Genomic DNA, 25,525 nt, shown 5'->3' with positions numbered 1-25,525 from the left:
TCACCGACCGGGAACGGCAAAACGCCGTTCGAGCAGATTGAAGATCACCAGCGCCAGGCTGGTTAGCGTGAGGTAGAGGGCGGAAGCGGCCAGATAGAAGCTCAGCGGCGCCCGCAGCGAGCCCGCGCCGATGGCGGCGACCCGCATGATATCGGTCAGTCCGACGATTGAGATCAGCGAGGTCTCCTTCACGAGGGAGATCCACTGGTTCGCAAGCGCCGGCAGCGCGATGCGCAGCATTTGCGGAAAAGTGACGAGCAGCCAGGTCTGCCAGGGATGCAGCCCGAGCGAGCGGGCCGCCTCGATCTGTCCCGCCGGTATACTGAGCACCGCGCCTCGGAAGATTTCCGCGGTGTAGGCGCCGAAGACCACGGTGAGGGAAACCACGCCCGCCAAGAACGCATTGACCTCGACATAGCGGCCGAAGAAGGCGCTGATGGCGACCGTGCCTCCGAAATAGATCAACAGGATGATGATGAGTTCGGGCACGCCGCGAATGATCGTGGTGTAGAAGCCGACGGTGAGGCTGATGGCTTTCCACCGCGATAGCCGCCCGGCGGCAGCGAGCAGACCGAGCGCCATGCCGAGCATGCCGCTGACAAGCGCCAGCAGTACCGTCGTCTTCAGCCCGTTGACGAATTGCACGGCAAAGCCGTCCATGCGGGAAACCCCTTTATCGATGGGAGGCAAGAAAGCTGCGAAGCCGGCTGGAAGCAGGCGTGGAGAAGAACTCCGATGGGGGACCTTCTTCCTCGATCAAGCCTTGGTGCATGAAGGCTGCCCGTGTCGAAACCTGCCTCGCAAAGGCGAGTTCGTGGGTGACGATCACCATCATGCGTCCTTCCTTCGCCAACGCCGTCATGACGCGAAGGACCTCGCCGACCAGCTCCGGGTCGAGCGCCGAGGTCGGCTCATCGAAGAGCAATATGCTCGGCTCCATGGCGAGCGCGCGAGCGATCGCGACGCGCTGCTGCTGGCCGCCGGAAAGATGGCGGGGATAGGCGTCCGCCTTGTCGGAAAGCCCGACTTTGGCGAGGTAATGACGCCCGAGATCGGCGGCCGCATTACGCCGGATCCCTTTGACGAGGACGGGACCTTCGGTGACGTTCTCAAGTGCGCTCTTGTGGGGCCAGAGATTGAAGTTCTGGAACACCATACCCATCGAGGCCCGAATGTGCCGGACCTGCCGATGGTCGGTGATGCTGGGTTGGCCGCCCCGCCGCGATGCAACTCGGATCGCCAGCTTCTCGCCGTCGACCCAGATATCGCCCCGGTCGGGCACCGTCAGGAGGTTGAGGCAGCGCAGAAGCGTGCTCTTGCCCGAGCCGCTGCTGCCAAGGATCGAGAGAATTTCGCCAGGCCTTACGTCGAGATCGACGCCGCGCAGGACCTCGTTGTCGCCGAGCCGTTTTTCGATCCGCTGGGCTCGGATACCGCGCGTCACGGCCCGGGGGAACGTCGCTTCACTTTGCATCAGGCACCCCGCGCTGGAGGCTGGGTGCCGCCGGTACGGGGGAATGCTGGACATGGCAAAGCGCTTGCTGCACGCATGGAGCGGCACCACTCTTTTTTGAGTTCTGTTGTCGATGTGTGGGACACCCCTCTGCTCCAGAGGCGGCGAGCGCTTTTGGAACTGCGTCTTGACCCAGAATTGCCCGCGCGCTTCCCGAGATCAATTTATAAGCGAAATTATTTTTCGATAAGTTCAGCTAATAGGGTCTAACGTCGCCCCAACGCGAATAACCATCTATTGCCCCGTGGCAGACAATCGGAGTGGCACGATCGGCAGGACTGTATAAGTTGATCTTTGTATCGAAAGGCGACAACGGCAGCTGCGCGAAAGCCATATTATGGTGGAAATCTCAAAGACGGGCGTCACGCTTCGCCAGCTTCAGATCCTGCGCGAGGTCGTCAGATCGGGCTCGGAGCGCAGTGCTGCCAAAGCACTTGAAATCACCCAGCCTGCCGTCAGCCAGCAAATTCGGATATTAGAAGGCTTGCTCGGCGTGCAATTATTCGTGCGCGACAAGGGGCGGCTTGTTCCGACGGCCCACACGATGACCCTTTTTCGCGATACCGACGCCACCTTCGTCCAGATCGAAAGGGTCGCCAAAACGGTTGCGTCCTTGAAGGGGGTCGATAGCGACACGATCAGTATCGCCGCGCCGCACATCTTCTCGCTCCGACTTTTGCCCGAGGCTTTCCGTAAGCTGCGTTCACACCAACCGATCGCAGGGATCGTGCTCAAATCGGGCACCTACCCGGAGGTGGCCGAGCATGTCCTGGAGGGACGGGCCGACCTTGGAATTGCTCGGCTGCCCTTGGACGGCAATGTCTTCGACTGGTGTCCGGCAACAACCGCGACCAATGTCTACATTTGCCCTCGCGGTCACCGGTTCACCCACAAAGATATCATCAGGCCTGAAGATCTCGTGGGGGAGCCGCTCGCGGATGTCGAACCAGGGATGCAGTCCCATCTCATGAATGAGAACGCTATGAGATATATGGGTGCGGAACCGCATCTGGCCATCCAGGTCGACGTCATCGGCCAGGAGGTGAGTTTCGTTGCTGCGGGTCTCGGCATATCGAGTAGCAACACCTTTGCCGCCAGCCAGTTTACGTCTTTCCCGGTCGAAGTTCGCCCCTTCGAGCCGAGCGCCCTCTATCACTATGTCGTATTCTGGCAGAAGGGGCGCAGGCTCGGAACGCTGCTCCAAGAAACGATCAAAGTGCTGGTGGAATGCGCGCAGGTCGATGCGGAAGATCGTGAAGACGCCGGCACGTACCCATAAGGCACACGAGGATCGCCCAGACTCTTGATTGGCAATGTTTACATGCGCCGCGCGTCAATAAGCATTCCATGAACTCTTGAGATCGTGGCCCGTTGACCAGGCGGCAGAGGTATCGCCACTGCACGGCGCCTCGTAGCGATCACTAATCATCGCGTGACAGTATCGCGGATCATTTTCAGCGTGGCGGCGGCCACATACAGTTGCCGATAGAGCATGCCTCACTCGATATGTTGCTGCACATCGATCACTCCATCGCAGGGCGATGACCAGCATGTACCGAGGAACCGGACCGCCTGGCATTCCGCCTGGATTTCAACGTCACATAATCCGTTGAACAGCCAACCCCAAATCTCGGAACCACAGAGCGAATGGTGTTCATGCAGCCGGGATGCCTCAATGCCAAAGCCGGCGGCCAAGACTGCTCCTGCGTCAATGACCTCTCACAGAGTGTCATGAATGAAAGCCGAATGTATCTTCTTCTTGTGTTGAGAGAAAAATCGGAAGAGGCATTTAATTATTATTTCAAATTTTATCTAATGTCTAAGAGCGCTGACATCATCCATCGGGCTCTCGGTCGATACGCCATTGAAAAACTAACCTTGGACTCGACTACAACAAGCGTCATGTGTCACTTCAAGCCGCTTATTTTTGCATATTTGGCTGGCAAGCGCAGCCATTCATCCGTGAGCTATGAAGCTTCGACCTCGCCGGCCGTGCTTGCATGATCAAGAGTTTCGAGAGTGAACCTTCATGTCCAAGCTTAAACAGTTGGCCTTTTACGCTTTGGTGCTCGTGTCGAGCTGCTTGGTCTCTCGCGCTGTCTTCGCCTGGCATCATCTTGTATCGAACGTGATCGATACGCTGCATGGATCTCTGATTGTTGGATTGGCCGGCAGCATTCCGCTTACGATTCTGACCAACCTAGCCAATCGTAGGCGGGGCAAGAATTAGCGCTATATCAAGCAGGATTAGACCACTCGCTACCCATCCCGGCTCGCCTGCGCCTTCGGTGGTTTGGCGCCGAGGGGGCGAGGTCGCCCCCTTGCTCCCACATCCCGGCGCGGACATACGGGCCAAAGCCTCGTCCGTCTGCCTGCTTGAAAGAAAAACCCGCCACCGTCTCCCAGGCGGGCTCGAAACATCGTGCTGTCACCCAGAAACCGGGCCATCGAAATTATTCAGGTTGCGTTCAGTGCGGGCTTACTAGGATTGCGCGAATATCAGTGGGAGAACAACGATGTCTCGCTCGATGATTTTCGGCCTAGCTTTGGGAGCGGCAACAGCTCTGGCTTCGGCAGCAAGTGCAGCTCCTGTAGTCCAGTTCGCGCCCAATGGCGCCTCTCCCGTTGCAACGCAGATCCAATATTACGGCTACGGATGCCCCCGGGGTACAAGATCACGAGCTATGGCGGCTGCAAGCTAAGGCTTTATCTTCGCCGCTATCCTGATCAGATGCTTGGATATTACGGCTGCCGACGCCAGTATGACAGCTACTATTACGACGACCAGCCTCGCTACTATCGATGCTATTATCGACCGTATCAACGCGATGATGAGTATTACGGTGACGATTGATCAAGCGGTGCACCCGTAAGCCCTAGTCTTATACCATAAACGGAGTTCCCCGAGCGGGCGCGTTCTAATTCATTGATCTCGACCTTGGAGGTTGAGATCGCGCGCTTTGACTTGACGGATTTCGAGTGGTCGGTGATCGAGCCGCTTCTGCCGACGAAGGTGCGCGGGGGTGGGTTCGAATAAAGCCCACTGATTGGCACTGGACCATCGCCATCTCAGTTCGCCGCGCTAGCGGACTTGGCGCTAGCGGGGATGATCTCGACGGTCGCGGTACGGCCGGAGATCAGCCTGATGCCGGCGGGAACGGGGGTGATGCGGATGCGGACCGGGATGCGCTGCGCGAGCCTGACCCACGAGAAGGTAGGCACGACCTTCGGCAAAAGATTACCCGTGTCGCCCCGCTGGTCGTCGGCGATAGCGGCGGCGATGCTCTCCACGCGGCCGGTGATCTCGGCATCATCTCCCATCAGCCGGACTCTGGCTTGGTCGCCGATCGCGACCTGCCGCAGCTTCGTCTCCTCGAAGTATCCCTCGATGCGCAGCGAGGCGGTGTCGACAAGGGCCACCGCTTGCACCCCGGCCGCCAGAAAGTCTCCTGGATGGATGCCCAGATTGGTGACGATGCCGTCAACCGGAGCCTTGACCGAAGATCGTGCTAGATCGAGCGCGGCGAGGTCACGGTCGAGTTGCGCCTGCCGATAGCTTGCCCCAGCCTGCCGGGCGTTGGTCTCCACCTGTTCCAACTTTTGCCGGGTGGCGCTCGCGTCCCCGAGCTGGCGATAACGCACGAGATCGCGATTGGCCATGTCGAGCGCGGCCTTGCTGCTGTCCGCTTTGGCTTCCGCCGTTTTCAGGGCAAGCGCATAGCGCGCCTGATCAATGCGGAAGATCACGTCGCCCGCATGAACCTGTTCATTGTCATGCACCAGCACCTCGCTGACGAGGCCGGACACGTCGGGCGCGAGACGCACCACATCAGCGCGCACGCGCCCGTCCCGTGTCCATGGCGTCTGCTCGTAGCGCCCCCACACCGGCAGCGCGATTAGAGCGGCGGTCGCGACGAGGCAAAGGGTCAAGGCGTAACGGCCGAACAGGGATAGAAAAGGCTTCATTGAAGTAACCCGATAGATGGCAGGTGCTGCACGAGCAGACCGTACATGATGGCGAAGATGGCGAGCTCGGCGAGCTGCCGGTATGCGAACGCGCGATAGATGCCCGCGACGGAGAGGATGCGGATCACCGCAATGGTGCCGACAAGCGCTGCGAACGCGAGCACCAGGAGGCCGGGGATGAGGACGCCGCCAACATTGAGATCAACGATCATGAGCTGCGTCGCCCATCTGGCGTGCCACTGGAACCGAGCGCGAACCGAAGGTCGATCAGCAGGTCAAGCATCCGCAAGCGGTTCTTGATCGAGCTGCCCGCGATCATCGTCGTCAACGTCTGGATGCGATGATCAAGGTCGATGTGATCGACCGGTCCCATCAGGCCTGCAGCGCTGAAGCGTATGGCGATCGCGGAAAGAAGATCGCTCACCTTGTCGCCAACTTCGCCCTTGGTTCGCGGGATCGTCTTGCGAAGCTGACTAACGGCGTAACCGATGCGAAGATGGTGCAACATATCGTCGAGAACGTCCGAATAGTCTTTCTCAGACACGCGCAACCTAGGAAGCAGCAGCGCTGTCCGATCGATCATGAGACTCATCCAGTGTGCTTCGTCGGACGCGCCACCAAGGGCTCGTCGTCTGACGTCTCTCCGACTTAAGCGAAGCAGCCGGTTGATCGCCGCATCGACTGGTACGGTCTGGAACAGGGACAGGCTCACCGCCCCGAAACCGACTGCCGCAAAGAGCGCGATGACGGTGTTGAGAGACGCGGCGAAGTCGCCGGTGTAGTTGGCGTTCAGACCCGAGAGGATCGGGATGGTGAGGGTGATTCCAAGCGCCATGAACGTCGTCGGGGGACGTGCTTGCAGGGAACCAGCGAACAGGAACGCCGGCGCGAGCACCGCGATAAGGACGGCGAAGTCCGTGACTTGGGGAAGGATGACGAAGCTGTAGGCGAGACTGATCGCCACCCCATAGATCGAGCCGACCATATACTTGACGACGTTAGGCGCCGGCGCGTCGACATTCCCGAACAGGGTGCAGCATACCCCGAAAATGGAGACGGCCGTTCCGCCTTCCGGCCAGGCCGACCAGATCCAGAAGGCGCAGCCGATGAGGATGCCGAGAATCGCGCCCAGCGCGGCGCGGCCCGCCATCTCCGGATCCCGGTGATAGACGTATCCCTTCGCATGCACTGGCCCATGGAGCGGTGCCGCTTCGTGCGAGCGGTCGGCAGTCGCGATATTCCGCCCAAGCCTGTCGCAGTCCTGAAGCAGGCCGATCATCTCGGCCAGATGGCCGGCGAGATTGGCGGCGAGCCTGGCGTCAGGTGTCGCGTCCTCCGCGCTGAAACACTTCTGGATCGATCGCGCGCGCGCGATCAGATGGATTGCGGCGCTCTCCCGCGCGGCCGCCTCGACGATTGTGATCCAGATCCCGACCTCACCGAGGAAGGCGATGAGTTCATCGGGCGGGTTGTCGCCCTCGGCGCCAAAAGAATGGATCCGGTCCTCGATCTCGGTTGCGAGCGGAAGCAGTCGGGCGAGCCGGTCATGGACCAGTTGGAGCTTTTTGGCATCCGGCGTTACGGGCGTTGCGTCATACGGCAGGTGCGTTGCAAGCCCCTGCAGGGCGAGGAGGTCCGCTGCGAGCTGGTAACGTTCGCTGCGATTCTCTCCGGGCGTTCCAGTCAGCGCGTCGCCTGCCAGCCGACGGACATCCCGCAGCGTTGCCGACAGTTTGCCGGTGAACTGGCCGGTCATGCGCTTCGGCAGGACGTAACGATGCATCAGCACGGCGCAAACAATCCCGATCGAAATTTCCTGGACCCGCACCGAGGCCGTATCGAAGACCACGCCCGGATCGAGCACGCTGGGGAAACCGATCAGGCTCGCTGTATAACCGGCAAGAACGAAGGCGTAGGCTCTTGGCGTGCGATCAAGCAGCGAGAAAAAGAGGCAAAGGCCGATCCAGCAGGCAAGAATCGCGCTGCATACGATCGGATCGTTCACGAAATTCGGGACGATCGCTACCGTCGCCACGGCGCCAATAAGCGTCCCTGCGAACCGATAAACGCCGCGGCTGAGCGATGCGCCGGCGGAGGTCTGAGAGACGATATAGACGGTGACGATGGCCCAGAAAGGTTTGGGCAGCCCGATACGCAGCGCAATGTAGTAAGCCAGCATCGCCGCGGCGAAGCTCTTCGCAGAGAACAGAACCGCATCCGCATCCGACTTCGTGGTGTGGGCTCGCCAGAAATGCGAAACCGAACCCGCTATCGCAGTGGCGGCCTTCTCTATCGATCTGTTCGCTGCAAGTAAGATGCTCATGCGAGCCATTATCGCTGCGTTGCAAACGCGAATAAATTCGGTATTCTGTCAAAAAATATTCAAAAACTGCCAATCGATGCTCCTTTCGCGATCAGCCGTCTCCGTCTTCAACCCAGACCTTACGGATCAGCCGGCCGTCGCGCGGCAACTCGACTTCGCGGATTACGAGGCGGAGGTGCCGATGCATCAGCATCGCAAGGGCCAGGTGATCCTCGCGCTGCATGGGGCAGTCGCCTGTACCGCGGACAACGAGATCTGGATCGTGCCGCCCAACTGCGGAGTCTGGATCCCGGGCGGAGTGCCGCATAGCGCCCGGGCGACAGTGAATGCCCGACTCAACTACCTCTTCGTGGAGCCAGGAGCGGCGAAGCTACCCGAGGATTGCTGTACTCTGTCGATCTCCCCGATGATCCGGGAAATGGTCAAGCGGCTGGCTCACGAGCCTGCCGACTATCCTCCGGATAGCCATGCGGCCCGGCTTGCGAGGGTGGCCCTCGACGAACTGGCCGAAATGCCGCATGAACGCTTCAACTTGCCCATCTCCAGCAATCCGAAGATCCTTACGATAGCGGATGCCCTGACGATTAAACCTTCCGACCGCAGTACGTTGGCCGAATGGGCGAAGCGCGTGGCGATGAGTGAGAGGTCGCTCACCCGTTTGATGATCGCGGAGACAGGCCTGACGTTCGGACGCTGGCGGCAGCAACTGCACCTTGTCGTCGCACTTCGAGAACTGGCCAGCGGTGCGACGGTGCAGACCGTAGCGGCCGAGCTTGGCTACGACTCGGTCAACGCCTTCATCACGATGTTCAAGAAGGCTCTAGGAAGCACACCCGCGCAGTATTTTGCGCAACGCAGGGCGACGCTGCTTACAGCCCCTAACCCGTGCGAATGATATTCGGATTCTCGGCAATGCTCCCGGTCTGCGAATTGTACTTCGTCGCGCCATAATGCCTTCCATCACAGCAGTCGTACTAAACGGCACTGAGAACCGCCGATTATGTGCGAACCTGATTTATCCTGAAGATCGGCCGTGGCGGCTAGTAACCCAATCCTGGACGTTCGTATCGACGGCCGTCACTCCTGAAACCGGACCCTTTATGGAGGCCATTGTCATCAATGGCTTTTTTGCAGAAGCCAGGTGCAGAACCGTCGCTTTAGCCGGGATTTTCGCAGCTGCCCATGGGTACGTAGGATACGTTAGGTTGGGGATCCATTGTGTATATTACTGGAGATGAAATATGTTCACGCACGTCATGATCGGCAGCAACGACCTGGAGCGGGCAAGAGGCTTCTACGACGCCACGTTCGCTGCGCTGGGAGGCAGGCCCGGCGAGATGGATGCGAGAGGCAGGCTGATCTATACCCACGAAGGCAGTCGACTGATGATCACGAAACCGATCGACGGCAAGCCGGCCACCGTGGCTAACGGTGGGACGATCGGTATCGCCGCCCCGAGCCCCGACCATGTTCTGGCATGGCACGAAGCCGGGACCAAGCATGGTGGTACAGCGATCGAGAGCCCGCCTGCGGAGCGCCCGAACGGCTCATTCGTCGCCTACCTTCGCGATCCGGACGGAAACAAACTCACCGCACGGTCTCATCCAACGAAGTGAGATCGGCGCCAGCCGCGCCCGCGATCATCCGCCCGCTCTGATGGATCAATCAGCCGGGACTGCGCTTGAACAAATACGTAGAATTGTCAGCAGACGAAAGGCGTCACCCTGGCGGCTATCGGCGGTGATCTTGGTATCTGCGTGGCGGAAAGGGGAGAGTTGGCGCGCCGGACGAGATTCGAACTCAGACGTCGAAGTCGTGGTGCGGCGCGCGGGCGATGTCCGCTTGGGGCGCTAAGCGGTCACTTGCAGCCGCTTACTTGGGGGTCCTTATGGGCCACTATAGCGATATTCACATTAGGGCTGCACCTCAGATTGAGGTGTGGCGCCGTTTGTTAGTCTGCTTGTCGAGCGTCTCACTCTGATCTCGATCCTGCGCCGTTCCTTCACGTCTCCCTTGCTGGTGCCATCCGTGACCTTGTCACCGGGCAGTATCATCTGCCCTCCCGACAGCGGCAGGATAGTAACGCCCTTTAGCCGAGGGTCGCCCTCCAAAACCCTGGCGACAGAAACTGCGCGGGCCATGCCAAGTCCTGTATTATCCGCTGGGGTCAACCCATCGATTTGAACCTTGCCGGCGAGGGCTGGGACGAGTTTGCCATCCAGGTTGGAAACGCGATTGTTGACGGCCTGTTCGTCGGTGTGGCCAATCACCTCGACGACATCGACGTTATACTCGGCGACAATCCTGGCCACCTGATCAACGACGCTTGTCTTCAGCTTCTTGTCGAAATCCGCCGACAGATCCGCACGTCCGATCGCAAAATTATAGCCGCTGGCCTCGCTCAGATTGATGATGGGTGGCCAATCATGCTCGCCGCGGCCTTGCCGCATCGCCTGGCGTGTCTTTGCCCCTTGGACGAGCACATCGCTCAAGTCGGAAACAGCAAGCTCGCCCAGACCCACCGTCGCCATTCGGTTCTTGGCCTCGACGATCTGCCGCCAAGCCGCCGCAAGATCGGTTCCCGAGACATCGGTGGTGAGTGTGGGCAGGAGGTCCTTGAGTTTCGAAGCCTGCTGGGTCAATTGCTCCGGATCGACGCCGCTTTTTTGCAGCTTGTCGACGATATCGCGGGCTTCGACCAGTTTGCGCCAGCTATCGTCCACTTGCTGAGGAATAGCCCCTGCGCGCTTGAACTCATCGAGGAGAGCGGCCAGATCCTTCGACGTTTGCTGTTCCTTGGCGAGCGCAACTTCGGCCTGCTTCAGGCGAGCGGCCAGATCCCTGCCGCGCTGTTGTTCTCGACTGAACATTGCGGTCAAGGCGATCAACAGGCAGAAGACTAGCAAGAGCATGATCTCGGCCATCGTCAGCCCAAGCACGATGCCGCGCCGATAGGCTGCCCCATCGGATGCGATTGGGGTCGCCTTAGGCATCGACCGCTTCCGATTTGCGAAAAAGGCGCTTGATATATCGCAAGGGTCGGCTCTGCTTGTCGGCCGCTGCCGCTTCCATCTGTTTGGTCAGCCTGCCGATCGCGTCAGCCAGGCTATCGATGCGCTCGTTGCGCCTGGCTTCGGCGTCGAGAACCTGCGTGGGCGTCATGGGCGAGTTGTGCTCGATGAATGTGGCCAGGCTTCGGCTGAGCTGCGCAACAGCCTGCGTCAGTTCGCCGACCGAGGGCTGGAGCTTTTCCTCGATGACGTTTGCGGGGACCTGCAGGCTTTTCAGATGATCCGATACAGATTCCAAGGTCGTTGCGAGTCTGTCCGTTCCCTCCGATAATTTGGCTGTTTCCGCAGCGAACTTCGTGTTGGCAGCCTCGACACTCTCAAAGGCTGATTTTGCGAATGCCTTCAGGATCGTGGTGCTGGCATCGGCGCTCGCTTCGATCGGTCCGGCCGCCTTTTTCGTCAAATCCTGGAAATCACCCAGTGCTCTGCTCGCTGCATCCCGAACGCCCTCGCGCGCATCGGCGAAGCCTTCGATGACCATTTGCTGGGAAGACCGGCGAAAATTGGCGATTTCGACGACGATGGTGTCCAGTTCCCGGCGCACCCGCCGCGTGGCCTCCGACAGCTCCAGACGCGAGGCTTGCTCCACCTCATAGGGGTCTTGGCGCATCTGTCCAAACAGCACACGGAGAGCGACGCCGGCGATGGTTGAGGCGATCGCCACACCGAAGTTGCGGACGATTTCCTCGACCGCGCCTTCCGCCTGGAACTGATAGAGCGATACGCCAAGGCTCGTCAGCGTAAACAAAAAGCCCATGTAGTAGATGTTGTCGCCCGCCTGGTCCAAGCGCAGGCGAAAGCGCCTCAGCACAACGATCGCCAAGGCGTAGATCACCATCACGACAACGGGCACCGACGTCACCAGAAAGGACGGGTAATGCAGGAGCTTGGCTGCGATGATATAGGCGCTGCCGGCCAGCACGAACACGCTGAAGAGGCTGGCGCTGATGGCGCTGTCGGTCGTCGACCAGCTCTTGTCCTTGGCCATCCTCAGTTCACTCCCTGCAGCCGGTCGGCGCTGTCGAACTTGCCGTTGTTGTCGGCGATCCACTCCTGCCAGAAACGGATATGGGCAACGCTATCGATCGGCGGCTTTTGGCGCTGCACATATTTGATTTTCACCTCGGCGCCGTCGAGATCGGTCCGGTATTGCCGGTAGGCGAGGGATTTCTTGAAACGCGCGAACGAAAGATCGCCGCGATACTGGTTGTAATCGCGTTCGTTCTCGATCATGTCGGAGACGACGACCAGCTTTTTGGCAACGTCGTCCGCCTTGGCGCCTGTAAACCGTTCGACCGCAATCGCCTGGATCGTGGCCATGATCGGCGAGTTGTCGGACGGCACACCGCCCAGATCGGCGGCAAGCGCTTGTTCAAGAGGCAGCTTGAAGCCTTGCGTCCACTTCTTCCTGGCAAGTTCCTTGTTGCCGGTCAAAGCGTCCACGCCCGATCCGTCTCCGGGATTGCACGCATGAAATTTCACGGCACCGCCCGAGGCATTCGGCTCCAGGACACGCAGTTCGAACAGGCCATAGTCGGGTGTGGACTCAGCCAGATCGATGAGCTCCGTCATCAATTGCTGGCGGCCGATCGGCGGCAGCGCGTCTGACGCGTCGAGCAGCACGATTGTCATGGAGGTCGGTCCATCGAGCGGGCAAAGCGTCGTTTTATCCAGTTTTGGCGGAACCTTTGCCGTCAGCTTGAGATAGGCAAACCCACCGGCGACGGCGGCGGCGATGAGCAAAAGAACAGCGCCAATTAGGTAGCTCGACATGCCACCCCGGCTGCGCGAGCGCCTACGCCTGTTTCGAGCCATCACCCACTCCCGGCTCGGGAACGACGTCGTCGAGCTGCTGATATTCGTCCATCGTGGTTTGATAGGCGGTGTGAATCTCCTTCACTTCGGTCGTCAGCATGTCCTGGATCTGCTCGATGCGTGATCTGAGGTCGCGCAGGCTCCATTCGCCGTCGGTGTTGGCCTCCACGCTTACCTTGGTGAGCGAGAAAGCCGCGGCGAACCGTGTCGGCGGCGGCGTCTTGCGGGCCTTGATATTGGCCTCGCGATAGAGGCTGATCAGCGCGTTGGCGGCCCGCTCCAGATGCTCCTGATGCTGGGCAAAGAGCTTCAGCATGCGCGAACGATTGGCGACAATCGCCTCATACTCACCCCGGCGCACCGACAGGTCCCGGCTGATGTCCTCCATTTTCTCCTGATATTCGTCCCGGACGTCCTTCAGGTTCTCATCGAGCTCAGCCCGGCGGTTGCGATAGGCATCCCTGCCATCTTCGAGCCGCTGCTGGACATCGGCATAGCCCGGATAGGCATCGGAGAAGGTCAAACTGTCGATGAGAGCGACCACCGAAAACAGAAGGCCAAGTCCGAAGAAGAGCCAGGAATTGATATCGCGCAACTGGAACGGCGTCGCAGCCATGGCTTGCATGACACGATCGCCGCCACCGTCCAGCAACTGGGCTGATACATCGCGGTAGTGGGCCAAGGCGAGGTTGAGGCCGAGGGCAAAGGCCAGATAGAAGCAAAAGGCGAGCACACCAAGGCATTTGCGGACCACGCTGTTGTGCGCGATCTGCTTGACGCCGAAATGGCCGATGACGAAGGTGCCGAAAATGTTGAGGGCGGCAAAGGAGATGGCCTCGGTGACGCCGCCGAGCAAGCCCTGCTCATTGCCTTTGGCCAGGAAGTTGCCGTTCGCAAAGGCCTCGATCACGAACATCACGATGAGAAGGGCGACTTTGAGGAAGGTCGCCCCTCCGCCATGGACACGTGCGGTGCGGTCGATCTTGTGCTTGCGGCGGAACGATTGCTGTTCGGCATCGAGGTCGCGCAGGTTTCGCCGCAAGGCATAAAGGTCGTCTCTGCCTGCGCGAGCCTCCAGCTTGAAATCACCCACGGCCGCAGGTGCTGTGTGCTGGATCTGCGTGAACCTATCCTCGAAATCGAGCGCCGCCAGACGCTCGGCATAGGTGCGCAGCTCATCCTCGATCGTGGCGTGGGCGGCTTTCTTGGCCGCTTCGATCCGCTCGATGATCTGAGCCTCGACAGGATCGGCCGTTACCGACGCGGTGGGAGGCTCATCCTTCGATCCGCGTTCTGCCCCTCGATTGGCGAGATCGAGCTCGACAGCGAGCCGGTCCGTGTCGATATCCGCAAAGGTCTCGATCGATGGACGCTGGTCGTGAGAAGGCTTCGTGATCCCCTGCAACAGGCGGGCGAGGGCAGTGCTCTTCAAGATGAATTATCCGGAAACTCAAACGTGACAAAGGGTCGAGATTATTCGCGACGTCATCGTTATACAGGCAGTGCCAAGCGTATCATAGCGGCGGTTCTGCGGCGGGAAGTGCCTTGCCGTTACCCCTTGAGCCAACTTCGTACACCGCCATGACGCGAGCATGTGCCTCGAGGGTGATAGGAGTGGCTTGTCGAGCCGTCCCTGCAGACGGCGATCTGGTGTTTGCGGTCGCGATGATTGGATACCGGCATGAAGGAAGTCCCTGGCCGCAACCTCTTCGAGAGCGGACAGGAAGCCGGGCGGGCCCAGATCGAAGGCATGGTTATTGGAGAGCGCCAGGGCATTGAAGCAAATGTCCTTCAACACATTCAGAACTATAGGCTTCGAGCAACCGAAATAGTTGCCCTTCATCGGCCATCCGCCGTGACGACCGAACACCGCGATATCGCCGTTCAGCAGCGAACAGCGGTCTTCCGCCCGCGCTCGTGAGCGGGCCTGGGTCATTCTCCAGCGATGTTGCTCAACGGAGATGCATTGTCATCGGAAAACCCTCGATAGCGCAAATGACTTCTATTCAAATGAGCCCGCATCGCTTCGCGCGCTAGTTCTGGATTTCCGACGCCGATCGCCTCGCATATGGCACGGTGCTCGACAACGGTATTTTGGATATAGCCCGGTGTGATGAGCGCCGGGTTGAGTTCTCGGGAGAAGGCCGGTTGGGGCAAGATCTTCAAGCTCATCAGATTGAAGAACTCGATGAACGCACCGTTGTTCGTTGCCTCGGCAATGGAGCGATGAAAGACGAAGTCGAGATCGTCGAGCGAGTCTTCGTCGTCCAACGACGCTTCGAATTGGCGGGCGGCATTCCAGATGTTTGATTCCTGAGCCCAGGAGCGGCGCGAAGCGGCCAGCCCGGCGGCGTGCACTTCGAAGGCCATTCTCAGCTCCAGAAGATCCATGAAAGACGTCTTCAGCCGTGCGAGCGGGGCCAGTGCCGCTTCGGCCTCAAGTTCGGCATGCGTCTCAGAGGCGGGCGTGGGAGGAGTCACGACAAACACGCCCACTCCATGACGAGCCTCGACGATACCATCCGAGCGCAGTGCGGATACGGCTTCGCGTATGACCGTCCGGCTTACGCCAAACGTCTGCGACAATTCGTTGAGTGATCCGAGCTTGTGTCCTCTGGCAAGCTGTCCCTCTGCGATATGCGTTTTCAGCGCCTTGATTGTCCGGCCTGTCAAAGTATCCAAATGCCACCCGTCCAGTTCGTTCCACCACATCCAGCCTGCCGCCTTTGTGGATAGGGATTTCACGATCCAGCACAAGGTAGCACAACGTCGATTAGTGGTACTACCTCAATACGAGTCTACGGCTCCTGGACAGGTGCTCACTGATAGTATCACCCGTGTGATTGGCGCTCACTCGGGCCTGTCCAGCGTCGAAAAACAAAAATTTTTTCGACATTGAGCTGGTTCCGGATTTGGGATCGCGATCTGCAATTTTCATATCTTATTGAAAATATAAATGTTTTTCTAATATAGCTTATAAAATCGCAAAGAGATAATATCTCTTCTGCTAAGGTTGACATGAGATACTATTTCTATAATCTCCACCTTCAGAAAAAGGTGCGCCAACCGCAATTTTCGGGATCCTTCCGGACGTAGCGAGCGGCCCGGGAGCGAAAATGGGCGCATTCGTGCCTTCAAAAACAGGTGCAAAACGACGATGGGTGATGTTTCTGCACGCCTTACCAAGTTGGGGATCGTATTACCTGCGATAGCCTCGCCTGCGGGGAATTATCTCCCCTGCCGCTTGGCTGGAAATCTTCTCTATGTCTCCGGTCAGGTTCCGAAGATCGACGGCGTGGACCATTTTCCTGGCGTCGTGGGCGAAGACGTAACACCGCAGGAGGGCTATCAGGCGGCCCGCCTTTGTGCGCTCAACCTCCTGGCACGCGTCCACGCCGCGCTTGATGGTGATCTCGACCGCATGGTCGCCTGTCTCCAGCTTCGTGGTTTCGTCAATGCCCGGCGCGACTTCAAAGACCATCCTGCCGTCATCGATGGCGCCTCCGATCTGCTCGTTGAGGTCTTCGGCGACAAAGGGCGCCATGTCCGCACCGCGCTTGGTGCCGGATCGCTGCCGCGTGGCTCCTCGGTAGAAGTCGACGCCATATTCGAAGTCACACCGAAATCCTGACGGCAAAAATCCTGACAACAACAGGAAGGGGAACTGGTCATGGGCCAGAGCGGTATATTGGAAAAAGCCATCGAGATGGTCGATGTCAACAAGTGGTACGGCTCTCTACAGGTACTGAAGGGCATCAACCTGAACGTCGCTCGTGGCGAACATATCGTTTTGTGCGGCCCGTCCGGGTCAGGCAAGTCGACGCTGATCCGCTGCATCAATCACCTGGAGGAAATCCAGGAAGGCGCGATTACCGTCAACGGCACGCAGCTCAGCCAGAGGGGCTCGAACGCCGATCATATCCGCCGCGATGTCGGCATGGTGTTTCAACAGTTCAATCTCTTCCCCCATCTGAGCGTGCTTGAAAACTGCATGCTGGCGCAGCGCCGGGTGCGCAAGGCTTCCATGGCTGAGGCCAAGGTGAAGGCCATGCGCTATCTCGAACGTGTGCACATTGCCGAGCAAGCGCTGAAATATCCCGCGCAGCTGTCGGGGGGGCAGCAGCAGCGCGTCGCAATCGCCAGGGCTCTGTGCATGGACCCCAAGATCATGCTGTTCGATGAGCCGACCTCCGCTCTTGACCCCGAGATGGTCAAGGAAGTCCTCGACACCATGATCTCGCTTGCCGACGACGGCATCACGATGATCTGCGTGACCCACGAAATGGGCTTTGCCCGTGCAGTGGCCCATCGCGTTATCTTCATGGACCGCGGTGAAATCATCGAAAGCGCCAAGCCGGAGGACTTCTTCGGCAATCCGCGTCACCAGCGCACCAAAGCCTTTCTCAGCCAAATTCTCAATCATTGAGCGGGGAAGGGGATGCACTATACCTTCGATTTCGCTCCGGTTTTTGCCGCCTGGCCCTTGTTTGTGGAGGGCGCCATCCAGACATTGCGGATGTCGGCGATCTCCATGGTCGCGGGCCTGGCGCTTGGCATCATCTTCATGCTGATGCGCATGAGCAGGCTCATCCCACTCCGGCTGCTGGCAATCTGCTACATCGAACTGATCCGCAACACGCCCTTTCTCGTCCAGGTGTTCTTCATCTATTTCGGCATGCCGTCTCTCGGCGTGCGTTTGGGCGGCGAGGAGGCTGCGGTCCTGGCCATGACGCTCAATTGTGCGGCCTATGCGGCCGAGATCGTCCGGGGCGGCGTGCAGGCGATCCGACCAGGCCAAATCGAGGCGGGCAGAGCATTGGGCCTTCATACCCTCGATATCTATCGCTTCATCGTGTTTCGTCCTGCAATCCGTGCGGTCTATCCGGCCCTGTGCAGCCAGTTCATCCTGATGATGCTGAACTCGAGCCTGGTCGCTTCGGTGTCGGCCGAAGAACTGACCTATGTTGCTCAGACGCTTGATGCGCAGACCTTTCGTAGTTTTGAGATCTATTTTGTGCTCGGGGCGATCTATCTCTTGCTGTCGCAGTTCTTCGCCGTCGCCCTCCGGCTCGTCGGCAAAACCTACTTCTCCTATCCGGCAAAGTGAGGTGTGGCGATGATCCGCGAATTTGGTTTCGGCGAGTTTGCGTTCCTGCTTGAAGGGGCTCGCTGGACGATCATCCTATCATTGCTCGCCTTTGTCTGCGGAGGCGCCCTTGGCCTTGCGGTTGCTTTGTGCCGCACCGCAAAATGGACGATGCTGCGCGGGCTGACGGCCGCCTATATCCAGATCTTCCAGGGCACGCCGCTGCTGGTTCAGCTCTTCTTCGTCTATTTTGGTCTGCCGCTCCTTGGCATGAAAGTCGACATCTGGATCGCGTTGACGATCGGCCTGTCGCTGCATGCCAGCGCGTTCCTGGGCGAAATCTGGCGCGGCAGTATCCAAGCCGTTCCCTCGGGCCAGAGTGAGGCTGCTCGCGCTCTTGGCATCGGCTATTTCCACCGGATGGTCGACGTAGTCTTGCCGCAGGCGTTTCGCATCGGCCTTCCCGCAACCATTGGTTTTCTCGTCAACCTGATCAAGGGCACCGCCCTGGCGGCGCTGCTGGGTCTGACAGAGCTTACTCGTTCGGGCCAGTTGATGGCGAACATCACCTTTCAGCCCCTGCAAGTCTATGGAGCAGTCGGGCTGGTATACTTCTTCATCTGCCTGCCCCTGACCTATTTCGGCGCAAGTGTCGAACGGCGCCTCAATGCTGCTCGATAACAAAGAACGCATGATAATCAACCAGAGGTAACCACATGTTCAATTCGGCATTGTTGACTTTGCGCACCAAGATCGTGTCGGGGTTCACGGCAATTTTGCTGGCGACCACTTTGACGACCCCTGCACAGGCGATCAGCCCGGAGGAGATCAGGGCCAAGGGCACGGCAACCATCGGGGTTCAGATGGACCAGTTTCCCTGGGGCTTCATCGACCAGAATGGCCAAAGCAACGGCTTTGATATCGAAGTCGCCAAGCTCATCGCCCAGGAACTGGGCGTGGAGGTCAGGTTCGAGCGCATCACCGGCCAGAACCGTATTCCTCTCCTGGCCAACGGCAATGTCGATTTCCTCGTGCCCTCGATGACGATCACGAAAGAGCGTGCCAAGGTGATCCAGTATGTCATTCCCTATTCTTCAAATGACATTACAGTCTGGGCAAAGAAAGATGCCAAAATCAAAGATAACGAGGATCTAGGAAACTATGTCATCGGCGTAAATCGCGGCAGCGTATTTGAGCCGATCTTGGCCAAAGCTGCGCCGCCCAATACCGAAATCAAGCGTTTCGATGATGATGCGACGACCGTCCAAGCATTGCTCTCAGGCCAGGTCGACGCGATCTTGGGCAGTGTAACCTATGGTCTGGTGATCACCAAGACGGGCCATGGCGCCGATTATGAGCGCAAGTACAAGGTTGCGGATAACTTCCAGGGCATGGCTGTGCGCAAGGGTGACCAGGAAATGCTCGCCTTCCTGACGGATTTCGTGACCCGCCACAGCGCCGACGGCACCCTGGATGCACTCTACAAGAAATGGATCGGTGTAGACCGCGCCAAACTCCCCACCGCGTTGCCGGACATCGACTTTACCGGCAAGCAATAACGCTCGAGCCCTGCGCGAGCGTTCCAGCCGCCGCATAGGGCCACCAAAACACCAACGACCAAAAGACCTTTGGCTCCCGCTTGATCAAACAGGCGGGGGACGGGCACCGCATGTCCAAAATACGCCCGCACGCGGCGCAACAACAGCTTGATTACGGAGCATCGTAAGTAAATGGCGAAAGATGGCGAACAAATCAGGGTCGGCGTCGATATCGGCGGTACCTTCACCGACGTCGCGATGGAGGTCGGCGGCACCCTCCATTCGGTCAAAGTGCTGACCGACTATTCTTTTCCTGAAAATGCGATCGTCAAAGCGATCCGTGAGGTTGCCGACGTCGCGGGGGTGAACCTTGCCGCCATCGATACGATTATCCACGGCACGACGCTCGCCACCAACGCCCTGATTGAGCGTCGCGGCGCGAAAACGGCCTTCATCACCACCAAGGGCTTTCGTGACGTCATCGAAATGCGCACCGAAAGCCGTTTCGAACAATATGATCTCGACATCGTGCTGCCGGCACCCTTGGTCGCCCGTAATGAGCGCTTTGTCTTGGACGAGCGTGTTGGTGCGGACGGATCCGTGCTCAGGGCCCTCGATATCGCTGAAGCCGATGCCTTGTGTGACAGCATCATTGCCGATGGTTATGAGAGCGTCGCGATCGGTTTCATCCATTCGTATCTGAACGGCAATCACGAGAAGATCGTGCGCGAGCGCCTGCTGGCCAGGAAGCCCGACATCTCGGTGTCGATCTCGTCCGAAGTCTCGCCCCAGATGCGCGAATTTCAGCGCTTCAACACGGTTTGCGCCAATGCCTTCGTCAAGCCGCTGATGGCGTCCTACCTGAACCGCCTGGTTGGACGATTGAGGCAGGAGGGCACCCGTTGCCCGGTTTTCATGATCCATTCTGGCGGCGGGATCATCAGTATCGAAAGCGCGATCGAATTTCCGGTTCGCCTGTTGGAGTCCGGTCCAGCCGGCGGCGCGATCTTCGCCGCGCATATCGCCAGCCGTTATGGTCTGGACAAGGTGCTGTCCTATGACATGGGGGGCACGACGGCCAAGATCTGCCTGATCGAAAACAAGACGCCGAGGACATCCAAGACCTTCGAAGTCGCCCGCACCTATCGTTTCAAGAAGGGGAGCGGCATGCCGATCTCCATTCCAGTCATCGAAATGGTCGAGATCGGTGCCGGCGGGGGGTCGATTGCAACCGTCGACAGCATGCGCCAGATCCGTGTCGGGCCCCATAGTGCAGGGTCGGAGCCAGGTCCGGCCTGCTATGGCCGCGGCGGGGCAAGCCCAACCGTCACCGATGCTGACCTCGTTCTGGGGCGTCTTGATGCCGGTGAGTTCGCCGGCGGCACCATGAGGCTCGATCGCTCAGCCTCCGATCGGGCCCTGCACAACGATGTTGCTGATAGGCTGGGCACAGATGTTGCCGCCGCCGCCTATGGTTTGAGCGAAGTCGTCGACGAGAACATGAGCAATGCCGCCCGCATGCATGCGGTGGAGAACGGCAAGGAGCTCTCCGAGTTCACCATGATCGCCTTCGGCGGCGCGGCGCCGATCCATGCTGCCCGGCTTTGCGAGAAACTCGGCATTTCGCAGCTGTTGATCCCGCCGGGCGCGGGCGTCGGCTCGGCCATCGGCTTCTTGCGGGCACCATTCGGCTTTGAGTCCGTTCGCAGCGCCTATAGCAGGCTGAGCCGCTTTGAGGCTGAAGCCATCAACGCCACGATCACGGATCTGATTGCGGAAGCAACATCCTTCGTGCGCGCCGGTGTGCCGGATGCCGATCCCGATCTCGAATGCACAGCCTATATGCGCTATGTCGGGCAGGGCTGGGAAGTGCCGGTCGCCATCTCAGTTCGCGACTACGCCGACGCCGATGGCGTCCTGTTCCGAAAACTATTTGACGAACGATATGAGAGCTTCTTCGGCCGCCTCATCGATGGCCTCGATGTTGAGATCGTCGGCTGGTCGTTGCGAGCAACTTCCAGGACGGTCCCACCGCAGAAGATCGGCAGGACGGAAAAGGCCGCTGACGCAACGGTGCGTGGCACTCGCGCTATCTTCGACGTGCAGCAAGGCAGCTTTCAAACGGCTGCGATCATTTCGCGCCATGACATGAAGCCGGGAGATTGGGCCGCAGGCCCCGCCGTGATCACCGAACGCGAGACGTCCACCATCATCGCGGCAAGCCGCGAAGTCATCATGCAGGCCGATGGCTGCCTGCTCGTGCGTCTCAAGCAAGACGCTTGAACGGAGGAATATCCATGAAGGCCAATGCACTTTCCGACGTCCGCATGCAGATCATGTGGAACCGGCTGATTTCCGTGGTCGAAGAACAGGCTGTTACACTCATCCGCACAGCCTTCAGCACCAGCGTGCGTGAATCGGGCGACCTTTCTGCTGGCGTGTTCAACCGCAGTGGCAAGATGATTGCCCAGGCCGTGACCGGCACGCCCGGCCATGTCAACGCCATGGCCGAAGCCGTGGGCCACTTCATCCGTGACATCGGTTCGGAGAGTATTTTCGAAGGCGACGTCTACATCACCAACGATCCTTGGAAGGGCACCGGCCACTTGCACGACTTCACCGTCGTATCGCCGAGCTTTCGTGAAGGTGCCCTTGTCGGATATTTCGCCTGCACGGCGCATGTGGTGGATGTCGGCGGCCGCGGCTTCGGCCCCGATGCCAATGAGGTCTACGAAGAAGGCATCTTCGTTCCGATCATGAAGTTTGCCGAGCGAGGCGTGGTCAACAAGGATCTCGTGAACATCCTGCGCAACAATGTGCGCGAGAGCCACCAGGTGGTTGGCGACGTCTATTCGCTGGCGGCCTGCAACGAGATTGGCCATCGCCGACTGATGGACATGATGGATGAGTTCGAGCTCGCCGATCTGGAGACGCTTGCCGAATTCATCTTCAAGCGCAGTTATGATGCCACGCTGGAACGACTGGCGGCTCTGCCCAAGGGTTCCTATTCCAATGTGATGCGCGTCGATGGCTATGGCTCACCGATCGATATCGCCGTTCGTCTCGACGTCGCCGAAGACCATATACTCGCCGACTTTCAGGGCACCTCGCCGCCAAGTCCAAAAGGCATCAACTGCCCGCTGATCTATTCGGCCGCCTATGCGTGCTATGGCCTGAAATGCTCGATTGCTCCGGAAATCCCCAATAACCATGCATCGCTGTTGCCATTCCGTGTCACGGCACCCGAAGATTGCATCCTGAACGCACAGCATCCGGCCCCCGTCTCGGTTCGACATGTGTTGGGCCACCTCGTTCCGGATGCGGTGCTGGGCGCCGTCCACAAGATGCTACCCGGCAGAGTACCGGCGGAGGGAGCGGGTGCGCTGTGGAACCTCCATGTCAGTGTAAGGCCGCTAACGGGCGAGGAAGCGCCCGCAGATGGCGGACAGCGCGCCGAGGTCCTGCTCTTCAATAGTGGCGGTGCAGGGGCTCGGTCTCGTCTCGATGGCTTGAATGCGACCGCTTTTCCCAGCGGTGTTCATTCAATGTCGATTGAAGCCACGGAGCATGTCGGGCCGGTGATCTTCTGGCGCAAGGAATTGCGAGACGGCTCCGGTGGCGCGGGACAGTTTCGTGGCGGGCTCGGTCAAATCGTGGAGATCTCGCCGACCGAAGGTCACGAAATGCACTTCAACGCAATGTTCGACCGCATCGAGCATCCCGCTCGTGGCCGCGATGGCGGCGAAAGCGGCGCGCCCGGTGCGGTATTGCTCGATGACGGCACCCGCCTCGCCTCCAAGGGACGGCAGCATGTACCGGCAGGCCGCCGGCTCATCCTGCAGCTTCCAGGGGGCGGTGGATATGGTCCCGCGGACAGGCGTGACCCTTCTGCTTCGCAGCGCGATCGAGATTTTGACTACGTCTCAGTGAAGTGACCCTCCATGACGCCGGGCACGGTGAAAGCCTTTTCGGCGTTACTGATCAAACAGTCCAAGGAGATTGAGATGGCGTTCGAGAACAAGCGCGCCGCAGGCATCAAATCCTCGCCCAGCATGGCGATTGCGATGGCCGCCAGGAAACTTGCGGCGCACGGCCGCGACATCATCGACCTCTCACTGGGTGAACCGGATTTCGAGCCACCGCCTCATGTTGCCGAAGCGGCATGTGCGGTCATCCGAAAAGGCCGCGTGCGCTATGGCGCGGCCGCCGGCACGGAGGAGCTTCGCCAGGCGGTCGTCGATAAGTTCAGGAGAGAGAACAAGCTGGACTACGGCCTCGAAGAGGTGATGGTTGCGAACGGAGCAAAGCAGATCCTCTTCGATGTCTTTCTGGCGACGCTCGAGCCGGGTGACGAGGTCATTATTCCAACCCCTTGCTGGGTATCTTATGGCGACATCGTTGCCTTGCATGGTGGCACGCCCGTCTATGTGACGTGTGGGCGGGAAACCGGCTTCAAGATAACGCCGGAGAAGCTGGAAGCAGCGATCACGCCGAAAACGCGCTGGCTGATGCTCAATTCGCCATCCAATCCAACAGGCGCGATCTATTCGCAGGAAGAATATCGAGCGCTTGGGCAGGTCCTCGCCCGCCATTGTCAGGTTCTGGTGATCTCCGACGAGATCTACGAGCACATTTTGTTGACGGATGTTGCCTTCATTTCTTTCGCCAAGGCCTGCGCTGGGTTGCGCCATCGAACCTTGATCGTCAACGGGGTTTCCAAGGCCTATGCCATGACCGGCTGGCGGGTGGGTTATGCGGCAGGGCCAAAAGCCCTGATCGCGGCCCTCAACAAGATGCAGTCGCAAAGCGTCACCTCCGTTTCGGTGGTGGCGCAGGCGGCCGCCCTCGCCGCGCTGACAGGCGATCAGAGCTTTGTTGGCAATGCCGCAGCGATATTCACCGCACGCTCAAAGATCATGGCCGATAACCTGGCTGGTATCGATGGGATCGATTTCACGCCGCCTGAAGGGGCCTTCTATGCCTTCGTCGGCATCGAGAGGCTGCTTGGCCGGAAGACCGCGGCAGGCGAAGTGATCACGGACGACACGGTGTTTGCTTCTCACCTGCTGAATGAATTCGGTCTGTCTGGCGTTCCCGGCGTGGCGTTCGGTGCGCCTGGATTCATCCGACTGTCGATCGCGGCGTCGGATCGCGAACTTGAAGGTGCCTGTGAGCGCCTCGCTGCCATGGTGTACTCGCTCGGGCTCTAACGATATGCACCCATTCAAAGATCAACGAGAGAGCGGTGCTCTTTCGGTGCTGTCTCCAAACAAGGACTATACTTATGAAGACTGAAGAATTGAAGCATGTGTTGGGAGCGGGCCTGCTTTCCTTTCCTGTGACGCATTTTCATGCCGATGGCAATTTCAACGCCAAGAGTTACGCGGAGCATGTTGCCTGGCTTTCGGGTTTCGAAGCAGCAACGCTGTTTGCCGCCGGCGGCACTGGCGAATTCTTCTCGCTGACCCCGCAAGAGATTCCCGAGATCGTTCGCGTAGCCAAGGATGCCGCCGGAAATACACCGATCGTTTCGGGATGCGGCTATGGGACCGAAATCGCCGTATCGATCGTCAGGTCGGTGGAAAAGGTCGGAGCGGATGGCATTTTGCTTTTGCCGCACTACCTCATCGACGCGCCGCAAGAAGGTCTGTACCGACATATCAAAGCCGTGTGTCAGTCGACCGGTTTGGGGGTGATGGTCTACAATCGCGACAATTCGGTCCTCCAGGCCGATACATTGGCTCGGCTTTGCGACGAGTGTCCCAATCTCGTCGGCTTCAAGGACGGCACGGGGGACATCGGCCTCGTGCGTCAAATCACGGCCAAGATAGGCGAGCGGCTGACTTATCTAGGCGGAATGCCGACCGCAGAACTGTTTGCGGAAGCCTATCTGGGCGCGGGCTTCACGACCTATTCTTCCGCCGTTTTCAATTTCGTTCCCGGCCTTGCGATCGAATTCTACAAGTCTTTGCGTGCTGGTGAGCGGGCCAAGTGCGAAGCGTTCCTGAATGACTTTTTCTACCCCTTCATGGCTATTCGTAATCGCTCCAAAGGCTACGCCGTTGCTGCGATTAAAGCCGGCGTGCGTCTGCAGGGCTTTGATGCGGGCTCCGTTCGCCCCCCTCTAACGGATCTCACCGTAGAGGAAACGGGCATGATGGAGGCTCTTATCGGGCCGCATAGACGATAGAGACGAGGAAAAGGGACTACCTC

24 protein-coding genes and 1 pseudogene are annotated in these 25,525 nt (G+C 59.2%); 13 read left to right on the top strand and 12 right to left on the bottom strand.

Features of this window, described 5'->3' with window-relative positions; genetic code table 11:
- Together ACR9ZN_RS05840 and ACR9ZN_RS05835 are read right to left on the bottom strand one after the other, a co-directional pair.
- Entirely contained in the window at positions 1-660 is a 660-nt protein-coding gene (locus ACR9ZN_RS05840; protein WP_454817174.1) for an ABC transporter permease, read from the bottom strand.
- A 13-nt stretch (positions 661-673) separates the two neighbouring features.
- Positions 674-1,474, bottom strand: coding sequence for an amino acid ABC transporter ATP-binding protein (locus ACR9ZN_RS05835; protein ID WP_481271581.1), 801 nt, complete (start codon positions 1,472-1,474; stop codon positions 674-676).
- 376 nt (positions 1,475-1,850) lie between these two features.
- Between ACR9ZN_RS05835 and ACR9ZN_RS05830 the strand changes: the two genes are divergently transcribed.
- Positions 1,851-2,792, top strand: coding sequence for a LysR family transcriptional regulator (locus ACR9ZN_RS05830; RefSeq protein ID WP_454817178.1), 942 nt, complete (start codon positions 1,851-1,853; stop codon positions 2,790-2,792).
- A 467-nt stretch (positions 2,793-3,259) separates the two neighbouring features.
- On the top strand, positions 3,260-3,517 hold the full coding sequence (locus ACR9ZN_RS05825) for a hypothetical protein (RefSeq protein ID WP_454817180.1): 258 nt from the start codon (positions 3,260-3,262) through the stop codon (positions 3,515-3,517).
- Between the two features lie 1,065 nt (positions 3,518-4,582).
- On the opposite strand, the gene ACR9ZN_RS05820 is transcribed toward ACR9ZN_RS05825, so the two are convergent.
- The 3 genes from ACR9ZN_RS05820 to ACR9ZN_RS05810 are packed head-to-tail and all read right to left on the bottom strand — an operon-like array spanning position 4,583 to position 7,802.
- The gene (locus ACR9ZN_RS05820) at positions 4,583-5,479 is read right to left on the bottom strand and encodes an efflux RND transporter periplasmic adaptor subunit (protein ID WP_454817182.1); all 897 of its coding nucleotides are present in this window, start codon (positions 5,477-5,479) and stop codon (positions 4,583-4,585) included.
- Complete coding sequence (locus tag ACR9ZN_RS05815) at positions 5,476-5,691, bottom strand: DUF1656 domain-containing protein (RefSeq protein ID WP_454817184.1); 216 nt, start codon at positions 5,689-5,691, stop codon at positions 5,476-5,478. The genes ACR9ZN_RS05820 and ACR9ZN_RS05815 overlap by 4 nt, the downstream gene beginning before the upstream one ends.
- On the bottom strand, positions 5,688-7,802 hold the full coding sequence (locus ACR9ZN_RS05810) for an FUSC family protein (RefSeq protein ID WP_481271580.1): 2,115 nt from the start codon (positions 7,800-7,802) through the stop codon (positions 5,688-5,690). The genes ACR9ZN_RS05815 and ACR9ZN_RS05810 overlap by 4 nt, the downstream gene beginning before the upstream one ends.
- A gap of 76 nt (positions 7,803-7,878) precedes the next feature.
- Between ACR9ZN_RS05810 and ACR9ZN_RS05805 the strand changes: the two genes are divergently transcribed.
- A complete protein-coding gene (locus ACR9ZN_RS05805) occupies positions 7,879-8,697 on the top strand; it encodes an AraC family transcriptional regulator (RefSeq protein WP_481271964.1) in 819 nt (272 codons plus the stop codon).
- Positions 8,698-9,043: 346 nt separating this feature from the next.
- Positions 9,044-9,418: a VOC family protein gene (locus ACR9ZN_RS05800; protein WP_481271579.1), complete on the top strand. Its 375-nt coding sequence runs from the start codon at positions 9,044-9,046 to the stop codon at positions 9,416-9,418.
- A 297-nt stretch (positions 9,419-9,715) separates the two neighbouring features.
- Here ACR9ZN_RS05800 and ACR9ZN_RS05795 read toward each other — a convergent pair whose 3' ends face one another.
- The 7 genes and pseudogenes from ACR9ZN_RS05795 to ACR9ZN_RS05765 all read right to left on the bottom strand — a co-directional run bounded on the left by ACR9ZN_RS05795 (position 9,716) and on the right by ACR9ZN_RS05765 (position 15,370).
- Positions 9,716-10,795 (bottom strand): OmpA family protein, encoded by a 1,080-nt coding sequence (locus ACR9ZN_RS05795; protein WP_481271578.1) that lies wholly within the window; start codon positions 10,793-10,795, stop codon positions 9,716-9,718.
- On the bottom strand, positions 10,788-11,801 hold the full coding sequence (locus ACR9ZN_RS05790) for a hypothetical protein (protein ID WP_454817192.1): 1,014 nt from the start codon (positions 11,799-11,801) through the stop codon (positions 10,788-10,790). The genes ACR9ZN_RS05795 and ACR9ZN_RS05790 overlap by 8 nt, the downstream gene beginning before the upstream one ends.
- A 62-nt stretch (positions 11,802-11,863) precedes the next feature.
- Positions 11,864-12,616: a hypothetical protein gene (locus ACR9ZN_RS05785; RefSeq protein ID WP_454817194.1), complete on the bottom strand. Its 753-nt coding sequence runs from the start codon at positions 12,614-12,616 to the stop codon at positions 11,864-11,866.
- Positions 12,617-12,668: 52 nt separating this feature from the next.
- Positions 12,669-14,120 carry a hypothetical protein gene (locus tag ACR9ZN_RS05780; protein WP_481271577.1) on the bottom strand — a complete coding sequence of 484 codons (1,452 nt, stop codon included), beginning with the start codon at positions 14,118-14,120 and terminating at the stop codon, positions 12,669-12,671.
- Between the two features lie 119 nt (positions 14,121-14,239).
- Positions 14,240-14,371: a DUF3761 domain-containing protein gene (locus tag ACR9ZN_RS05775; protein ID WP_481271963.1), complete on the bottom strand. Its 132-nt coding sequence runs from the start codon at positions 14,369-14,371 to the stop codon at positions 14,240-14,242.
- Positions 14,361-14,555, bottom strand: a pseudogene (locus tag ACR9ZN_RS05770) (CapA family protein); the annotation flags it as partial. The gene ACR9ZN_RS05775 and the pseudogene ACR9ZN_RS05770, both read right to left, overlap by 11 nt.
- 65 nt (positions 14,556-14,620) lie before the next feature.
- Positions 14,621-15,370 carry a FadR/GntR family transcriptional regulator gene (locus ACR9ZN_RS05765; RefSeq protein ID WP_481271962.1) on the bottom strand — a complete coding sequence of 250 codons (750 nt, stop codon included), beginning with the start codon at positions 15,368-15,370 and terminating at the stop codon, positions 14,621-14,623.
- A 475-nt stretch (positions 15,371-15,845) separates the two neighbouring features.
- Here ACR9ZN_RS05765 and ACR9ZN_RS05760 point away from each other — a divergent pair, with 475 nt between their 5' ends.
- The 9 genes from ACR9ZN_RS05760 (at position 15,846) to kdgD (ending at position 25,502) form a co-directional block, all read left to right on the top strand.
- A complete protein-coding gene (locus ACR9ZN_RS05760) occupies positions 15,846-16,319 on the top strand; it encodes a RidA family protein (RefSeq protein WP_454819271.1) in 474 nt (157 codons plus the stop codon).
- A gap of 39 nt (positions 16,320-16,358) precedes the next feature.
- Positions 16,359-17,114, top strand: a complete 756-nt coding sequence (locus tag ACR9ZN_RS05755) for an amino acid ABC transporter ATP-binding protein (protein WP_481271576.1) — start codon at positions 16,359-16,361, stop codon at positions 17,112-17,114.
- Positions 17,115-17,126: 12 nt separating this feature from the next.
- Positions 17,127-17,795 (top strand): amino acid ABC transporter permease, encoded by a 669-nt coding sequence (locus ACR9ZN_RS05750; RefSeq protein WP_481271575.1) that lies wholly within the window; start codon positions 17,127-17,129, stop codon positions 17,793-17,795.
- A 9-nt stretch (positions 17,796-17,804) separates the two neighbouring features.
- The gene (locus ACR9ZN_RS05745) at positions 17,805-18,455 is read left to right on the top strand and encodes an amino acid ABC transporter permease (protein ID WP_434960146.1); all 651 of its coding nucleotides are present in this window, start codon (positions 17,805-17,807) and stop codon (positions 18,453-18,455) included.
- 35 nt (positions 18,456-18,490) lie between these two features.
- Positions 18,491-19,333 (top strand): transporter substrate-binding domain-containing protein, encoded by an 843-nt coding sequence (locus tag ACR9ZN_RS05740; protein ID WP_481271574.1) that lies wholly within the window; start codon positions 18,491-18,493, stop codon positions 19,331-19,333.
- A gap of 171 nt (positions 19,334-19,504) precedes the next feature.
- Positions 19,505-21,595, top strand: coding sequence for a hydantoinase/oxoprolinase family protein (locus ACR9ZN_RS05735; RefSeq protein ID WP_481271573.1), 2,091 nt, complete (start codon positions 19,505-19,507; stop codon positions 21,593-21,595).
- A gap of 14 nt (positions 21,596-21,609) precedes the next feature.
- On the top strand, positions 21,610-23,247 hold the full coding sequence (locus ACR9ZN_RS05730; protein WP_454817204.1) for a hydantoinase B/oxoprolinase family protein: 1,638 nt from the start codon (positions 21,610-21,612) through the stop codon (positions 23,245-23,247).
- A 69-nt stretch (positions 23,248-23,316) separates the two neighbouring features.
- Positions 23,317-24,522, top strand: coding sequence for a pyridoxal phosphate-dependent aminotransferase (locus ACR9ZN_RS05725; RefSeq protein WP_481271961.1), 1,206 nt, complete (start codon positions 23,317-23,319; stop codon positions 24,520-24,522).
- 74 nt (positions 24,523-24,596) lie between these two features.
- The gene (kdgD, locus tag ACR9ZN_RS05720; protein ID WP_481271572.1) at positions 24,597-25,502 is read left to right on the top strand and encodes a 5-dehydro-4-deoxyglucarate dehydratase; all 906 of its coding nucleotides are present in this window, start codon (positions 24,597-24,599) and stop codon (positions 25,500-25,502) included.
- Positions 25,503-25,525 lie beyond the last annotated feature (23 nt).

The organism is Labrys sp. HAY1-8F (assembly GCF_056754975.1).
Note: the sequence above shows the minus strand (reverse complement) of the source record. Positions and strands in the feature narration are given on the sequence as shown.

Coding starts and splice junctions, on each gene's coding strand:
- ACR9ZN_RS05755 (WP_481271576.1), top strand. CDS start 16,359: ATGGGCCAGAGCGGTATATTGGAAAAAGCCATCGAGATGGTCGATGTC.
- ACR9ZN_RS05750 (WP_481271575.1), top strand. CDS start 17,127: ATGCACTATACCTTCGATTTCGCTCCGGTTTTTGCCGCCTGGCCCTTG.
- ACR9ZN_RS05800 (WP_481271579.1), top strand. CDS start 9,044: ATGTTCACGCACGTCATGATCGGCAGCAACGACCTGGAGCGGGCAAGA.
- ACR9ZN_RS05835 (WP_481271581.1), bottom strand. CDS start 1,474: ATGCAAAGTGAAGCGACGTTCCCCCGGGCCGTGACGCGCGGTATCCGA.
- kdgD (WP_481271572.1), top strand. CDS start 24,597: ATGAAGACTGAAGAATTGAAGCATGTGTTGGGAGCGGGCCTGCTTTCC.
- ACR9ZN_RS05740 (WP_481271574.1), top strand. CDS start 18,491: ATGTTCAATTCGGCATTGTTGACTTTGCGCACCAAGATCGTGTCGGGG.
- ACR9ZN_RS05820 (WP_454817182.1), bottom strand. CDS start 5,479: ATGAAGCCTTTTCTATCCCTGTTCGGCCGTTACGCCTTGACCCTTTGC.
- ACR9ZN_RS05815 (WP_454817184.1), bottom strand. CDS start 5,691: ATGATCGTTGATCTCAATGTTGGCGGCGTCCTCATCCCCGGCCTCCTG.
- ACR9ZN_RS05840 (WP_454817174.1), bottom strand. CDS start 660: ATGGACGGCTTTGCCGTGCAATTCGTCAACGGGCTGAAGACGACGGTA.
- ACR9ZN_RS05775 (WP_481271963.1), bottom strand. CDS start 14,371: ATGCCGGTATCCAATCATCGCGACCGCAAACACCAGATCGCCGTCTGC.
- ACR9ZN_RS05810 (WP_481271580.1), bottom strand. CDS start 7,802: ATGAGCATCTTACTTGCAGCGAACAGATCGATAGAGAAGGCCGCCACT.
- ACR9ZN_RS05735 (WP_481271573.1), top strand. CDS start 19,505: ATGGCGAAAGATGGCGAACAAATCAGGGTCGGCGTCGATATCGGCGGT.
- ACR9ZN_RS05825 (WP_454817180.1), top strand. CDS start 3,260: ATGTATCTTCTTCTTGTGTTGAGAGAAAAATCGGAAGAGGCATTTAAT.
- ACR9ZN_RS05805 (WP_481271964.1), top strand. CDS start 7,879: ATGCTCCTTTCGCGATCAGCCGTCTCCGTCTTCAACCCAGACCTTACG.
- ACR9ZN_RS05725 (WP_481271961.1), top strand. CDS start 23,317: ATGGCGTTCGAGAACAAGCGCGCCGCAGGCATCAAATCCTCGCCCAGC.
- ACR9ZN_RS05795 (WP_481271578.1), bottom strand. CDS start 10,795: ATGCCTAAGGCGACCCCAATCGCATCCGATGGGGCAGCCTATCGGCGC.
- ACR9ZN_RS05760 (WP_454819271.1), top strand. CDS start 15,846: ATGGGTGATGTTTCTGCACGCCTTACCAAGTTGGGGATCGTATTACCT.
- ACR9ZN_RS05745 (WP_434960146.1), top strand. CDS start 17,805: ATGATCCGCGAATTTGGTTTCGGCGAGTTTGCGTTCCTGCTTGAAGGG.
- ACR9ZN_RS05830 (WP_454817178.1), top strand. CDS start 1,851: ATGGTGGAAATCTCAAAGACGGGCGTCACGCTTCGCCAGCTTCAGATC.
- ACR9ZN_RS05730 (WP_454817204.1), top strand. CDS start 21,610: ATGAAGGCCAATGCACTTTCCGACGTCCGCATGCAGATCATGTGGAAC.